Origin of the sequence: Pseudomonas sp. MONT-RG-20F-20-E-7-02 (assembly GCF_022662395.1) — a bacterium.
Classification (GTDB): domain Bacteria; phylum Pseudomonadota; class Gammaproteobacteria; order Pseudomonadales; family Pseudomonadaceae; genus Aquipseudomonas.
Window position 1 is genome coordinate 51,959 of record NZ_JAKNQN010000011.1, and the last position, 15,174, is coordinate 67,132.

Sequence of the window (15,174 nt, forward strand, 5' to 3'; positions counted from 1 at the left end):
ATGAGCGTATTGAATTTCCCGCGTATCTACATGGGCGGCCATATGTTCTGGAACCCGCCGACCGCCAACAACAACGACATGTACCCGCTCTACGATGCGGTGAAAATGCAGATGAACTGGCCGTTCCTGAAGGCCTTCGACATCACGCCGTTGAATGCCGCCAGCACCCTGCTGCCGTGGACGATTGCGCCGTTGGCGCCGGCCAGCGTGCCCAACTATGTGATGCAGGTGCCCGGTAACGCCGGGCAATTGAGCTCGCCGATGATTCCCGGTGAATGGAACCTGTTCGGCGACAACGCTTGCGGCACCGTGAGCTACAACCAGACCCAGTCGGTGATTACCGGGGGCGAGTTGCCCGACGGCGGTTACGTGAGCCAGGACCCGCTGATCAACCAGAGCTATCAGCTGCTCGGCAATCCGTTCGGCGGCGCACCTTCTTCTCCTGCGCGCTTTGTCGATGTGAGCCCGTGGCAGAACACCTTCACCGCGCTGTACTTCGACAAACTGGTGCTGGGCAATGCGCAATGCGGCCTGACGCTCAACCGCGAGCACCGCATGCTCGACCGTTTCCTCAATTTCAATTGGGCCAACCTCGGCGGCCTGGCCTACGTCACCACCACTTGGCAGACGTGTTTTCCCAAGGCAAACCTTGAATGGGTGATCGGCAATTCGGCCTTGCTGCAAAACCTGCAAGCGCAAATGGCGCAACAAAACGCCAAGGGCTTGATGTTCCGCTTTACCACTTACCTGACCTGCTACGACAAGAACGGCATTTTCAACGACTACCCGCCTATCGACACCCACAGCTCTACGCCTGCGGCCCAGGCCAAGGTGCAGGCCATGTATCAACAGGCGCTGGACAATGTCGGCGATATTTTCTTCAACCCGGCGTATAGCCGCACGGTGGGCAGCCTGGGGCTGTGGTTTGAGGATGAATTCCCCACCGCACCGGCAGGCAGGCGCCTGGTGCCGGCCGCCAAGGTGCCGATCTACAAAACCTCACCGGGTACCACCAGCCAGGTGCAACTGGGCGTGATCTCGGCCCAGGCCCATGGCACTACCTTGTCCCTGGACCTGGGCAACGCCTTCCCGTTCTATCCCGTCGATAGCAAAGCCGACATCCCCGTCGCCGCCAAATACCAGGCCGGCAACTACCAGATTGGTATCCGCCAGGGCACGCAATTCAGCCCACTGGCCAGCTTCGGGTATGAGGACTATCAACAGTTGGCGTTCGACAAACGCGCCGGCATCCTCGACCTGCCGCTGACCGTGCAAGCCCAGGCACAGCTGCAAACCGGCACCCTGGAACTGCAACAGCAAGGCACCACGCCGATCATCGCTGCGACCCAGCAACTGTGGACCGCCGAGGTGGTGCAGAGCGCCGGTTTTATCGACGTGGGCGACACCAAGACCCTGCAGGTCATGGTGCAATACGACGGCCAGCCGGCGCCGGAAGGCACAGTGTTGTGGGTGGCCGAATACGGCAATGCCTACATGCTGTGCACCACGGATTACTACCTGGCGTTCAGCAACGCGGCGGACTTCACGCTGTTCTACAACGACCCGCAGAACCCGGCGAATAACAGCCCGAACCTGCCGCAGTTTTGCGGTGCCAAGGCCGTGCCTGGCCAGATCACCGAGGGCACCGGGCGCCAGCTCATGGCCACCCGGCTGGCAGTGTCGGCCGATCAGACGACGCCGGTGACTTACCAGCAATTTCTGCCGACACCGGCTGCTGTAGCCTTGAGCCCAACGCTCACGTTCGCCAACCCGATTGCCATGCAAGGCACGCTGCAAGACCCACTGAACAGCCCGGTGAACTACAGCCTGGCGCAGATCAAGACCGATGCCAATGGCATCGCCAACCTGACCGTCACTGCCCAGGCGCCGGGGTTTCCGACCTTGCGTTTCTTTGTGCAGGACGGCCAGCAAGCGCCAGTGATTCCGTTCAGTTTCCCACTCAACCAGGCCTTTACCGACTTCCTTGCCCCCCTGCGCGTGCTGCCGCAGGAACCGCAGATGCAGCAGGACTTCGTGAATGCCTGGAACCTGATTTACCAGCGTGCAGACGCCGGCAAGTTGATCTGGGAGACCTTCATCTACCCATTCATCCTGCAGCCGTTCTACTACCTGTACCCGATCATGAGCAAGTACATGCCGCTCAATAACCTGACGCGCATCGAGGGCGCCGTCGACCAGTTGATTGTGCTGATCAGCAAGGCATACCAGGAGGAAAGCACCCTGGCGATGCCGATCACCCGCGACATGCCGCAAAGCCGCCGCGCCGTGCTGGAGCTGTGGGCCCAGGCGCTGGTGAAGCGCAATTACCCGCCCGTGCCGCTCAGCATGACCGACTACCAATAAGCCGCACACAGGACCACCGGGGGACGCAGCGGATGCTGCGTCAACCCTGACCACAAGGACGTATCACCATGAAAACACTCGTGAGTGTGATGTTACTCGGGCTGGTCAGCTTGTCGGCCCAGGCGCGGGAAGCGCCTGAGCCGTCGACGCTGGCCACCCAGCTCAACTGCCAGCCGCCCAGCAGCGCACCGGCGGCCAATGCCAGCCAGGATCAGTTCGATCAATACAGCTGGCAGCTGTTTATCGCCTTGAACTGGCCGGCCCAGGATGGGCAGCGCGGCACGCCCAATTGCAACAAGCAGCCCGGCGACCCCGGCTACACCGTGTGGCAAACCTACAAGACCGTGAGTGAAATTTTCTTGCCGGGCGCCGCCAACCCGGGGCCGTGGAACAGCCCGCTGACTGCCAGGAGCCTGGGCATCATCAACATTGCGGCGCTGAAAAACAGCTCGCTGGTCAACTCCATCGACCAGGCGGTGGGCGGCTGGCTGATCGACCAGGCGGGCAACCCGACCTACTACGATATCTCAGCCAACCAGGCGTCTTACAACTACATCGTCGGCAATACCTTCTACAACGCGAATGTGGTGTCCAAGGCCAGCACCATCAACTTTCCCAATGGCGTTATCGAGGTCAAATCCAGTTGGCGGATCCTCACCGCCCGTGACAATGCCAGCCATTACCTGACGCAGTTTGCGCGGGTGGCGCGGTTCAACAGCCAGGGGCAGCGCATCGGCGTCGGCGAGGCGTATTTGGGGCTGGTGGGTTTGCATATCATCACCAAGGTCAATGGTTACCCGCAGTGGATCTGGTCGACCTTCGAGCAGGTCGAAAACGTGCCGCCCAAAGCCAAGGTAAACGGCCAGTGGGTCGACCAACCCGTGGCCGGCACCGCCTACTCCTACTTCAATGCCGCCGCCCCCGCCGCCGCGCTCAACCAGTCGCCCTGCAACTGGCAGACCCAAGGCACGCAACTGGTGTGCGTGCCCAAACCCGGCACCACCTTCCAGACGCCCAACCCGCTGAACCGCGTGACACCGATCGCCGATGTCACCGGCTGGGTCAACAACAACTACCGCACCCACCCCGGCCTGCAACGCAGCGTGTTGAAGTACTACCAGTTGATCACCACGCAGCGCCCGTTGCTGCCCAACAACCCGAGCAACCCGTTGGGCCAGCCGACCCCGGCACTCTCGGCCAACGTGACCATGGAAAGTTATATCCAGCCCAACAGCAGCTGCATGAACTGCCACTCCATGGCGACCCCGGTGAAGAGCCCGTTCAAGTCCGATTTCTCGTACCTGTTCAAATTCGCCAACCCACCGTTTACCCCACACGCCACGGACAAGGAATAGACCATGAGCATCCTCAACGGACCACGACTGAATTTCTGGGGCGGCATCCGCACGGACGTGAGTCTGCCGAACAATTCGCCGACCATTCCTTTCAATGGCAATGATGACTGGCCGCTCTTCGACCTGACCACTTCAACCCTGGCGCCGGGCGCGCAGTCGTATACCGACGACCAGCTCAACAGCATGATCAACGCGCCCACTGGCAACTACTACACCGCAGGCGGCTGGAACCACTACGGCCAGCATGTGGTGGACATGCAAAACGCCTTGATCAGTTCACAAGGCAACCCCGGCAGCGTCAGCACCACGGGTGACCAGGTCGGTCAGCCGGTGTACCTGCTCGGTTCGGTGGACCCGGTGACCGGCCAGGGCCCGGTGTCCGGGCCGATGATGGTCGACCTCGACCCCAGCGCCTCGACCACTACACAGATTTTTGTCGGCGGCCTGCAAATCGGCAGCAACGACAATATCCAGCTGCTGATTCGCTGCAATGCGGTGTGCAGCAGTTTCGACGTGACCACCCGTGTGCTGGAGCCGGCGAAGATGGATGCACCGGGCTCGTTTCACGCCAGCGGCACGTTTCAACTGACGTTCCCATTGAGCAGCATCGTCAGCTGGAACAAGAACAGCAGTGGCCTCAAGGCGATCATCCAGGCGCCGGGCGCAACCGGCATCGTCTTGCGGTTTGTGATGTTCGAAATGTGCCCGCAGATGACCACCGCGCAACTCGACGCCGATTACGCCGCCGGTAAATACACGCCCAACCCGAGCATCGGCCGGGTCATCGGCACACTGGCCCCGGCGTTTGCCGGCGAACCGCTGAGCTGCCAACCGGGTCGGCAATTGGTCAACACGAACACTGAAAATGCGGCTTATGCGGCGGTCGGCAATACGGGGGTGCTGAGCCTGGACATGGTCAACGTGATTCCCAAGCAAACCTTTCGTGCCGTGCGCGACGACATCACCAGCCCCATCGGGCCGAATGCGAACTATGGGCCGGTGACGATTTCGGCCGGCACCACCGCACTGCTCACCCTCAACCCGACCGCCAGCCCGTTGGTCAATTACTACGTGTACGGCGGCATTGTCGACTTGCCCCTGGATGTGAGCCAGCAGCAAACCGTCAATACCGCACCGCTGAAGATCACCGCCCCCAACCTCGTCGCGGGTAAGTCGCTTAACGCCACCGAATCGATCTACCGGGTATATGCCGACCAGCGCAACGTGTACCTGGAGGACTACCCCAACGGCCTGACGATCAACCTGCAAGTCCGCTACCTGGGCGGGCCGGTGCCGAATGCCACGAGCATCAGGCTGGGGGCCAGTGCGCCGGGGGTCTACGATCAGAAGCAATACATCGACTTCCTCAACTTCCCGCCGTCGCTGACGGTGAACGCCGGTCAGCAGGCGGTGAGTTTTCCGGTCACGCTCAAACCGGGCAGTGCCGCCCAGGCCGGGTTCGTCGCGCTGACTTGCACGGCCAATGGCGTAGACGCCGGCGCGTTTTTCACCAACTTTCGCAAGTACGCGCAGACCGATTTCGGCATCGCCAGGGGCAGCACCATCACCTGGCAGCAGGTGTACCCCAACGTGCTGCGTTTTCACTACCTGGCCTTCCCTGCCATGTCGCGCTATGTGCCACTGAACCAGCCCGACGCGATCATGGCGGCGAAAAACGCCATCCTCGCGCGCACCGCCGACGCCTACAAAGGCACCACGCTGTTCATGCCGGTGGTGCGCTCAATGTCCCCCGCCCAGCGCGCACTGCTGCGTGCCTATCTCACCGGCAGCCCATGGCAACCGCCGCACTAGGAGGCAAACACGATGACCCTGCATATTCCCGCCCAACCTATCGACAACCTGCGCCCGAGCACCTTTATCGCTGAAGGCCTGCTCAACCCGCGTGGTGTGTGCCTGCAAGCCGATGGCAGCCTGTTGCTGGCCGAAGCCGGTTCGGGTTTACCGGACCAACCGTTCAGCGGCCGCATCAGTCGCCTGCAACCCGACCCATTGCAGCCTGGCGCCTACCTGCCCGGCGAAGTGCTCGCCCAGGGTTTTCGCAGCATGAACATGCAGGCACGCATGCTGCGGGATGAAATCATGGGGCTGTCGGACATCGCCTGTGGCGACGGGCGCTGCCTGGCCAGCCAGACCGATTATGTCGGCGGCTCCAAACTGCTCGACCTGCAATACAGCCCGCCCGAGCCGGTGTTTCACAGCCGTGGCAATCTCAATGCGCTGTGCTACCACCCGACGCGGCGCAGTTGGTTGGCGGTCAAACCCGATACCAACCAGTTGGTCGAATTTCGCAGCGGCGAGGAGGAACAGGTGCTGGCGCAACTGCCGGCACTCGATCAAGGCCAGGAGGCGGTGCCCGTGACCCTGGTGTACGAGCCGGAAACGGACGGAGTTTTGATCAGCCTGTTCTCCGGCGAACTGCACGGCGAGCCCGCGCGTAAAGGCATCGACTTTGCTGACTTTGCCGGGCAGGTGATTCGCGCCCACCCGGCCAGCGGCCAGCTGGAGGTGGTGATACGCGGCCTGCAGCTGCCCACCGGGCTGGCGTGGTGCCCGCACGGCAACCTGCTGGTGCTGGAGCTGTGCAGCCACCTGCAACAACCGCTGCCGCCAGACTGGAGCGGCGCGCCCCTGCATGGCGGTTTTACCCGGTTCAGCGGGCGCTTGTTGCGCTGCAACCTGCACAATCACCAGGTGGAAGTGCTCGCGCGCGGCCTGGATACGCCGTCCAACCTGTGCCGCGTGCCGGGTGCCGTGTTAGTCAGCGAAGGCATGGGGTTAACGGGTCGACCGCTGCCCCGGCCCGACAACACCGTGGCGCCGTTGACGGGCAGGCTGCGGCGGGTGCAGCTGTGAACCTATACCGCATCCTCTAACCGCAAAACGGTGGCAGGCCCGGCACGAAAAGACGGATTGTGCTTGGCCGCTTCCAGCATATGCGCAGTCGCGTGGTGGGCCTGCAGTGCAGCGTTGGAGGCCCACTTTTCGATCAGCACGAAACTGTCGGGGTTGCCCACAACCGGGTGCAGGTCGTATTGCAAACAGCCCTGCTCGGCCCTGACGTGAGGGGCCAGCCGTTCGAACGCGGCGAGCTGCTGCGAGCCTTTGTCGGGCTGGGTAGTGATAATGACCACAAGCCGCACTTCATCTGACATGCACACACCACTGCGTAAGTTGGATAAGGAATGCGCACAGTACGTGAGCTGAACGCCTCGATGCAAAAATCTGCAAATGCCTTGTGCATTTCACGCGGTTTTCACAGTCGGGCGCCTAGTCTGGATTCAGCTCCTAAGCGAACACCTTTAAGCCCGCGCCCCCATCGTGGGCTTTTCTTTGTCTGCGATTTGGGTCGCAACGACGTCCTGCCTCAGCCGATAAAAATGCTTTAATGCGGCCGCGATCAATCACCTCGGCATCGGCTGTCGATGCTGGCCTATTGAAAGGGAATTCATGCAAAAGCGACTTCTGGGTGTTTTTATCGGAGTGCTTCTCGCAGGTTGCACCAGCGCCCGACGCTATCAAGTGCCGGATGGGCTTTGGTATGCAGAGAAAGAAGACCCTACCCGGTACGGGTATCAGGTTTACGTTTACTTCAAGAACGACAAACAGTTTATCTGGTGGCGGACCAAGGAAACTCAGGACGTGGTGATGCAGCGCTGGGCTTACTACACCCATGACCATCCTGGCGTTGACCACCCGACTGCGTTTACCCGTGAAAGCGACTCGATAAAGGGCGAGCGGATCATCGTCAATAAAAACGACCAGGGCGTTCTTCAAGCCACCACCACTCAAACCTTTACCGGGCGTTTTCAGGGCGACACGCTCGAGATGGCGCTCACGACTACTGCAGTTTGGGCCTCTGGTAACGATGCTGGGGGTAATGTAGTGCGCTGGTCGATGAAGCGCCTCAAGCCTCAGGCCGCCAAATGACCCGGCGACTGCCGGGCCTTTGCCAACAACAAAAGGAATTGAAATGCGATTAACGCCAGCCTTGTTAGCGCTTGCCCTTGCAGGTTGCAGCGCCAAGCCGCCCCAGCTTTCAGAGAGTGCGCAAGCCAGGTTGGACGCCCCCTTGCCCACCTCTGAAAAACAACGCGTTTGGGAGTGCGCGGGAACGAGCAATGTCGTTGAAGGGCACAAGTTCGTGCTCAAACTGCAAGGAAAACCCGCGGACTGGGGTGGCGAAATCTGGTCGACCCTGGAGCGAGCCAAACGCCTGGGCTGTACTCAAGCAGAGATGGACGCTCCGGACATGGGCCATTGGTCGAGCCCATTCGTGGTGCCGCACCCGCGCTGATTGCTCTTCGCAGGCGACAGGCATACGGCCATTTTTGCTACGTGGAGCGGCTTTCGTTACGATTTTGTTGTTTTTTTACGCCCTTCCCGTTCTTTCGCTCGTATTGGTGGTGAATAAACCAGACGACCAAAAGCAGGCCTGCCAAGCCGAAAATCAATAGCAACAGCTCTATCGCGGGACCTTCGTGTGAAAACATTTTTCGTTCCTCGTCCTGAAGTCGCACGACCCAGAAAAGGCCGCACCCGAAATTATTCGTAACAATTCAAACATTTTCAGGTTAGCGATCAAAACGCCAGGTGGCAACCCGCAATTGCATCGAAACTATTGATCCAGACGGGTTGCCTATGGAACACCAGCATTGCGAAGGCCTTCGCAGGCGAGGGAAATGCTTTAATGCACGCCCGCTCACAGCAAATGGAATTGGCCTGATGAACAAATACCTCCTGTATTCGCTACTGGCACTGGTCGCGGGATGTAGCACGGGGCCTTATCTGCATCCGGACTCTTCAATCGGTGAAAACGCCCTGCTTCAACGCACGTGCCCCGGCCCCAAGGCGGCGATGAGCGTTGCGCCGTCCTCTGAGGCGCTCAATTGGGTTCACGTGCTGGTGTATGTCGCGCCACCGGACAGCTACAGCGGGTACGGCAAACCGCGCTCCGTTGAGACCGAGCTTCGTGTGTTCGGCCGTCTCTATAGACCGCGCCAGCTCGATCAGGACATAGCGCTGTGGGTCAGTGCCACCTCACCACTGGTCACCGTGCAATTGGCGTCGGGAAATACCTATCAGGTCAGTGTCGAGTTGCTGAAAACCGGCTTTGACCCCAAGGCAATATCCAGTTCCGACCTCAAGGGTACGCCCTTGGGCAAAGGCGACATGGACGACTTCACTCTGACCTTTCCGGTTATTTTCGTGAACGGCGAAAAAGTCCCCATGGCGCCCATTCACTTCAAGAAACGTGAAGAGCGCTTTGCACCGGTATTCAATTGCTGAGTTGATCCCTCACAACGTTTAATTGTCGGGATGCTCACTGGCGACCGAATCGGCAGCGTCCACATCCGACATGTCCTCTTCCAGGGGCGCATCGTCCTCCGGCGGCAATTCAGCCGCTTCGTCATCACGCCGAGGATCATGGCCGGCTTCATTGTCCGTGCCGCGCGTGACGGCCTGCTGGGATAGATTGCCTGGGGCTTTCTCGTTGATGTCCATGCTGGCTCTCCACTCTGGCGCGCGGAAAACCCGCGCTTAAGTTTGAGAGGCGGCACCGCTTGCAAAGTGCAGAGCGTTAGACGAATGGTTTCCAGAGAAGGCGCTTCAAGTACGACCGACGAACAGTAAAAAATGTGCAGCGTTGGCCCATCAAATGCGAACAGCAGGTTTCCCTGCCCCGCGCGCGCTGAGCATTGGCGCCTGTTTAAAGAAAACTTTTTTGACATTGCCGACAGGCAGACAGCCAAATGGCATTTCTGACAGACACTCAACTCAGGAAATGGGCTTCAAGAAGCTGGGCAAGCAGGTAAAGATCAGCGACAAAGCCTCCCTCTACAACTGCGATCAACTTTCAATCGGCGACAACAGCCGCATTGATGATTTTTGCGTGATCTCGGGAAAAGTAACCCTTGGCCGGAACGTGCACATTGCTATTTTCAGCAACGTGGCCGGCGGCGAATCAGGTGTGACCATGGAGGACTTTTCCGGCCTGGCCTACGGCTGCCAAGTGTTCACTCAGTCAGATGACTACTCAGGTAAAACACTGACCAACCCAACCGTCCCCAGCGCCTACAAGACCGAAACTAAAAGCCCTTTCCATATCGGTCGGCACGTGATCATAGGCACCCACTCAATCGTGCTTCCGGGTGTCAACCTGGCCGAGGGATGTTCTGTAGGGGCTATGACCATGGTGCCCAAATCCACCGAGGCCTGGGGGATATACTTCGGCATTCCGGCCAAGCGCATAAAGAACAGAAGCCGTGACCTTCTTGATCTTGAAGCGCAGTACCTTGCTTCGGAAAAGGATTAACCCATAGCGAATTCACCTCACCCCGACATCATTGGCGTACACGCGTGGGCCCTGCCTGAAAGTTTCGTGGCGCCAATAGAATAAAAACCCCGGCAGCTAGCTCCATTCAATATAAACACCTGTGAGAACTGACAGTTACCTCCCTGCTGAAAGCGGCGTACGTTCAAAACGCAACCGCAGCCTCTAAATGAATAGGGCACATACAGCATAGGGAGATGAACATGGCTCACAATCCAATGGGTACGGACCCGGTCGATTCCGAAAACGACCCGATCTTTAACGCAACCACACAAAAACGCAACGTGGTCGATCCACGTACCGGTCTATTCGAGACTTATTTTCGATTGAGCTCGGTAATCGGGAACGACGGCAACGGGCCAGTGATTGACCTAAGTCTTCACAACACGCCGGTGGTCAATAATGGAATGTCACTAGGGGATGGTTGCTTCATTCCCATGACTCAATATGACGAAGCCCGTGGAAAATTGACACTGTACTCGGGTGAAGTTCTAAGCTTTACAAAAAACAATTCGCTTAAGAACCAACCCGGCATCAAGGAAAAGTTTGAGCACGGCGGACTGACGATAAGCTGGAAGGGTGGCAGAAAAGAATTCCTCGTACCGGTGCCAGGCACAAAAATATATATGCCGGATACATTGACCACCGACGGCTATAACAGCGTACACCTCACTTGGCAGACAACAAACCAAGGGACAAGTGAAAAGCCTGAATATCAGATTCAATTGACCGGCATCAAGGATGCTACCCGCCGGCTGCTCCACGTCGAATACACCGCCGCCGTCCCAGATGCAACTCCGGCCATTGAGCGCGTCAAGTTTATCTTCTGGCCTGATGATAAAGCAAAAACCCTGACTTATACCCTGGATATCACGGATTACGCCCTGCGGTCCGTGAGCCTGGGAGATGACATTCAGACGACCTTAGAGTATGACGAGCATCCCACATGCGGCTGGCTGTTGAAAAAGATCAAGACCTTCGATGGCCTCGAAGAGACGGTTGAATACAAAGACAATGGGCTGGACTTCCCAGACAAACCGAAGTTGTCGGCATTGCCCTGCGTCAACACGCACACCTTGACACCCAATGGGGGCGGGACGCCTGTTATCACAACGTATGCCTATGGATTTGATAGCGAAAGTGCGTACACCACCATCATGAGTGAAGGCGTACCGGCAATCCGCAGCACGGTTTATCAATACGATGACAAGCATGTCGTCAAATCAGAAACCGTGATACAGGGTACTGCCAAAATCGAAAAAAATTACGACCCAAAAGTAGTTAATAGTGCACTGACCCAGCTCAATATCACCACCACTTACAAAAAAGCAAATAAAAGCCGCGCGGAAAAAATTGCAAATGAACTATTGACTGGCGCCGCCCTGTGGAGCAATGAGCAAAATGATCTCTTTACTAAAATTGAGTACTTTAAGGGCGACGAAAGTTCTTTAAACTCATTAATGAGGGATATTTTTAACGCATCCAAAAAAGACCCGGGGGACGAACCGCAACCACAATGGCGTAACAAGGATGCTGGCAGTGATTTTGATTTTTCCTATGTTTCCGCCGAAGTACTTCGTATATCGCCGGACCTATTAAAGAAATTGCTCCCCGACCTCCCCCTCCTCCGCAACCGCAATTTCGACGTTCAGCAGTTCAAAGTTCACAGCTATACCACTGTGCCCGGACTGAGTGAGGGAAAGCTGGGCAGTACATTGCAAGTCAATCTTGCCAGCAATGACCTGAGCCGTAAGTTTGCCGATGCTGCATTAACGGGTAAAGAGTACGGTTACTACGAAGAGGACGACTTTCGCAAAGGACGCCAAAGGAGCATCCGCCAGTCCACCCTCAAAAACAGTACCCTGGAACCGACTATAAGCGAACCCTTGCGCACTTTCGAATACGCTCTGGGAGGCACGGGCAACACCGAACTGACCACCACAACCACCGATACGGATGACCAGGGCAACCAACGCACTGCCTCGGAAACCCTCAGCACCCTCAATGGCAGCCTTATTCGCCAAGTCGACACCGATGGCAACCGTACCGAGTACACCTATAATCCATATGGCCAACTGGCTACTCTCACGGTGTGCGCGCAAAGCCCGACCTATCGCCAAGTCACCACTTACACCTACCCGGCGCCGGGGCAGGTGCAAATTACCGAACCCAACGGGGAAACGCGTTTGAGCCAGTACGATGGCCGAGACCGTTTGGTGAGTGAATATCTGATTGAAGGTGACAAACAAAAACTGACCAAAACCGTCAGCTACGACCGTATCGGGCGTGAATTACGTACCACCTTTTATGATTATGTGATCAATAGCCTTCGCGTCAGCCATTGGCAGGAAAATCAATATGATGACTGGAACCAGGTCTGCGGCATCACGTACAGCGACGGTCGCCAGGACTTCGATTTCTACGATCCCGTCGCGTTGACGCGCACGCAGTGGACGGGAAAAGCCACCGACAAGCACGCTACAGTCACCTCCTTTAACACAGATAAGACGATCAAAAAAATCGAATGGAAAGGCGAGGATGGCAAGGTCTATCAAACCCAGACAGCCAGCTACAGCCAGTTCAAACTGGTCACGCGGCTGCACATCGACGGCGAGCTGGGCGAAACCACCATTGATTACACCTACGATGGCAGCGGCCGCCTGCTGAGCGAAAAACATAGCGAAAAAGCCAAAGGGTTACTCGCGCCAAGTCTTGTCTACACCTACTACTACACCTACCCCAAGCAATGGCTACTGCGTGAGGCCGAACAGGTGGAGATCGAGTTCGACGGCAAACGCCAGCGCCTCGGTAAACGCACCTTCGACAGTTGGGGCCGAGTCACATCCATGACACGCGGCACCTGCACCGAAACCTACACCTATGTCGGCGCCAGCAAGGTGCCAACATCCACCGAGACCGCTGAAGGCAGCGTCCTGCAGCATGAATACATCAAGGAACTGGGTAATCGCCTGGCCAAAACCCGAACCGCTAACGCCGGCGAGCAAAAGAACTTCACTTACGCCTACGGAGCGCAGGGTATCGCGACGGCCAGCGAAGGCGAGCGTTTGCTCGAGTACACCCATGACCGCTATCTACACGTGACCCAACAGCGCGTAGAAACGCAGCCCGGCCAAGCCAAAGAGGCGCTTTCGAGCTACTCGATGGGTGGGCGCGCGATCGAAAGGACAGACACGCTAGGTAATAGGACAGTGTTTGATTACAACGTGACGGGGCAGCGCTTATCCGCCGACAGTCGTCGTTTTAGGACCGATCATAATTACGATGAGCAAGGACGCATTCAGCAAGAAACGATCAGAGGTCCCATAAAGTCGTCCGATCCGACCATCAGCTTTGCTGCGAATTACACCTACGATTCACAACACCGGGAAACCAGCCGCCAATTTACACTCAGCGGCAAAGTTGACCTCACGTTGTCGAGCACCTACTACGCCGATGACAAATTGAAGTCGGTGCAGCTCAAACAAGGGAGTACTGTGCTGGGCTCGCGCAGCCTGACCTACACTCCGGGCGGGCGACTGAAGGCCTGCACCACCACCGGTGTATGGCGACCGAAGACGCCCAAGAACAAATACATCGACAAGCAGGACTTTACTTACGACGCATTGGGTAATGTCACCACGTGTATCACCACTTTCGGCACCGAGAAGAATACCGCGACCTACACCTATGACGGCTTGAATGGTTTTCGCCTGAAAACGCTGAAGAACGATCATGCGGACTACACCACCGCGCTCGCCACCTTGAGTTATGACCTGGCCGGGCAGATGACCCAGGACCATACCGGTAAAAAGTACACCTATGACTGGCTGGGGCGATTGACCCAGGCCGGGAGTACCCGGTACAGCTACGACCCCTCGGACCGTTTGATGACCCGCGAGCAAGACGGCGAACAAACCCAACTGATCTATGACGGGCTCAACGTATGTGGCGAGTATTCACTTGGAAGCGATGATGCTTATCGCAACCTTAACCCTGGGAGCTCGGGCTGCACGGTGCAGCAGATCAAACGCTCGGGGGTTATGAGAACGCTGTTTGAACTGCGCGACGCCAATGGCACCGTGTGCGTCAGCTACGACCTCAACGCCGAAACCTTTAAACACCACGCTTATACAGCCTGGGGCGAGCATTTTTCCGACGAGCCCGACTCAATGCTGGGCTTCAACGGCGAATACCGCGACGCCGCCACTGGCCAGTCCCCGCTGGGTATGGGGTACCGCTGGTATGACCCGCAGAGAAAGGGTTTCGAAAAAATGGACACTTTAAGCCCACACGGAGACGGTGGCCCGAACATGTATGGCTACTGTGCCAATGGCGATCCTGTCAATTATCAAGACCCCAGCGGGCACCAAGACGTGCAGGCCCAATGGACGGCCCGTTATGGAGGTACGCAGCCTCGGGCACTTGGGTTCGGATCCGGATCCGCAGGCGCATTGATCAGCGCCATCATTTGGGGAGGGGTTGGCATACTCTCAACCTTCCTGACGGGCGGTTTAACGCTCGTGGTGGCGGCCTCGTTGGCCGCGCTCTCGCTTGGCGCAGCGGTCGGATCAGTATTGACCAGCGATACCAATCCCGAGCTGTCCAAGGCGCTGGGCTGGATATCCCTGGGGTCTGGAGCACTCGGTGGCCTGGCCTCGTTGGCGGGAAAAACGGCGACGCTCTCCATATACCTGGCGCGAACCGCTTTTGCGGCTGCCAGAAACCTCGCGGGTAAAGCGGTTCCCACCGCTACAACCGCACTCAGACAACTGGGACAGCTCAAGGAGCTTGGGCGTTTAACCCTGAAGGCGCGATTCTTAAAGGATATTGGATTCAACGCAAACGCGCTGACATTCAAGGCAGCCATACAAAGCTTCAGCGTCGCCGAGATCAATACAATCCTCTTCGTCACGACGGGGGCCTTGGGGAATACAAACGCGCTCGAATCCCAATCCGAACTCGTCCAGACTGGCAACAGCCTTGTCGGCGACCTTACGTGGCTTCCTTGGGGAAACTTCGGGAAAAGTTGGAGATTCCGCCTCCGTTGAAAACCTTGATAAGGCGGCGTGACCGCCTCCACAAACTGCGCACAGACGGGTTATA

At 57.8% G+C, this 15,174-nt stretch carries 11 protein-coding genes; 9 read left to right on the forward strand and 2 right to left on the reverse strand.

Annotated elements, in window-relative coordinates; all coding sequences use genetic code 11:
• From L8I05_RS25680 to L8I05_RS25695, 4 genes are all read left to right on the forward strand, one after another.
• On the forward strand, positions 1-2,364 hold the full coding sequence (locus tag L8I05_RS25680) for a hypothetical protein (RefSeq protein ID WP_242173332.1): 2,364 nt from the start codon (positions 1-3) through the stop codon (positions 2,362-2,364).
• Between the two features lie 68 nt (positions 2,365-2,432).
• The gene (locus tag L8I05_RS25685; protein WP_242173335.1) at positions 2,433-3,719 is read left to right on the forward strand and encodes a hypothetical protein; all 1,287 of its coding nucleotides are present in this window, start codon (positions 2,433-2,435) and stop codon (positions 3,717-3,719) included.
• Positions 3,720-3,722: 3 nt separating this feature from the next.
• Positions 3,723-5,531, forward strand: a complete 1,809-nt coding sequence (locus L8I05_RS25690) for a hypothetical protein (RefSeq protein WP_242173338.1) — start codon at positions 3,723-3,725, stop codon at positions 5,529-5,531.
• Between the two features lie 12 nt (positions 5,532-5,543).
• Complete coding sequence (locus L8I05_RS25695) at positions 5,544-6,593, forward strand: hypothetical protein (protein ID WP_242173354.1); 1,050 nt, start codon at positions 5,544-5,546, stop codon at positions 6,591-6,593.
• 2 nt (positions 6,594-6,595) lie between these two features.
• Here L8I05_RS25695 and L8I05_RS25700 read toward each other — a convergent pair whose 3' ends face one another.
• On the reverse strand, positions 6,596-6,892 hold the full coding sequence (locus L8I05_RS25700) for a putative quinol monooxygenase (protein ID WP_242173357.1): 297 nt from the start codon (positions 6,890-6,892) through the stop codon (positions 6,596-6,598).
• Between the two features lie 295 nt (positions 6,893-7,187).
• Here L8I05_RS25700 and L8I05_RS25705 point away from each other — a divergent pair, with 295 nt between their 5' ends.
• The 3 genes from L8I05_RS25705 to L8I05_RS25715 all read left to right on the forward strand — a co-directional run bounded on the left by L8I05_RS25705 (position 7,188) and on the right by L8I05_RS25715 (position 9,026).
• Complete coding sequence (locus L8I05_RS25705) at positions 7,188-7,667, forward strand: hypothetical protein (RefSeq protein ID WP_242173360.1); 480 nt, start codon at positions 7,188-7,190, stop codon at positions 7,665-7,667.
• Positions 7,668-7,881: 214 nt separating this feature from the next.
• Positions 7,882-8,034: a hypothetical protein gene (locus L8I05_RS25710; protein WP_242173377.1), complete on the forward strand. Its 153-nt coding sequence runs from the start codon at positions 7,882-7,884 to the stop codon at positions 8,032-8,034.
• 428 nt (positions 8,035-8,462) lie between these two features.
• Complete coding sequence (locus L8I05_RS25715) at positions 8,463-9,026, forward strand: hypothetical protein (protein WP_242173380.1); 564 nt, start codon at positions 8,463-8,465, stop codon at positions 9,024-9,026.
• An 18-nt stretch (positions 9,027-9,044) separates the two neighbouring features.
• Here L8I05_RS25715 and L8I05_RS25720 read toward each other — a convergent pair whose 3' ends face one another.
• Positions 9,045-9,242 (reverse strand): hypothetical protein, encoded by a 198-nt coding sequence (locus tag L8I05_RS25720; RefSeq protein ID WP_242173383.1) that lies wholly within the window; start codon positions 9,240-9,242, stop codon positions 9,045-9,047.
• Between the two features lie 142 nt (positions 9,243-9,384).
• Here L8I05_RS25720 and L8I05_RS25725 point away from each other — a divergent pair, with 142 nt between their 5' ends.
• On the forward strand, positions 9,385-10,053 hold the full coding sequence (locus L8I05_RS25725; protein ID WP_242173388.1) for an acyltransferase: 669 nt from the start codon (positions 9,385-9,387) through the stop codon (positions 10,051-10,053).
• Positions 10,054-10,274: 221 nt separating this feature from the next.
• The gene (locus tag L8I05_RS25730; protein WP_242173406.1) at positions 10,275-15,119 is read left to right on the forward strand and encodes an RHS repeat-associated core domain-containing protein; all 4,845 of its coding nucleotides are present in this window, start codon (positions 10,275-10,277) and stop codon (positions 15,117-15,119) included.
• The last annotated feature ends 55 nt before the right edge of the window (positions 15,120-15,174 follow it).

Coding starts and splice junctions, on each gene's coding strand:
- L8I05_RS25705 (WP_242173360.1), top strand. CDS start 7,188: ATGCAAAAGCGACTTCTGGGTGTTTTTATCGGAGTGCTTCTCGCAGGT.
- L8I05_RS25730 (WP_242173406.1), top strand. CDS start 10,275: ATGGCTCACAATCCAATGGGTACGGACCCGGTCGATTCCGAAAACGAC.
- L8I05_RS25700 (WP_242173357.1), bottom strand. CDS start 6,892: ATGTCAGATGAAGTGCGGCTTGTGGTCATTATCACTACCCAGCCCGAC.
- L8I05_RS25685 (WP_242173335.1), top strand. CDS start 2,433: ATGAAAACACTCGTGAGTGTGATGTTACTCGGGCTGGTCAGCTTGTCG.
- L8I05_RS25690 (WP_242173338.1), top strand. CDS start 3,723: ATGAGCATCCTCAACGGACCACGACTGAATTTCTGGGGCGGCATCCGC.
- L8I05_RS25715 (WP_242173380.1), top strand. CDS start 8,463: ATGAACAAATACCTCCTGTATTCGCTACTGGCACTGGTCGCGGGATGT.
- L8I05_RS25720 (WP_242173383.1), bottom strand. CDS start 9,242: ATGGACATCAACGAGAAAGCCCCAGGCAATCTATCCCAGCAGGCCGTC.
- L8I05_RS25680 (WP_242173332.1), top strand. CDS start 1: ATGAGCGTATTGAATTTCCCGCGTATCTACATGGGCGGCCATATGTTC.
- L8I05_RS25695 (WP_242173354.1), top strand. CDS start 5,544: ATGACCCTGCATATTCCCGCCCAACCTATCGACAACCTGCGCCCGAGC.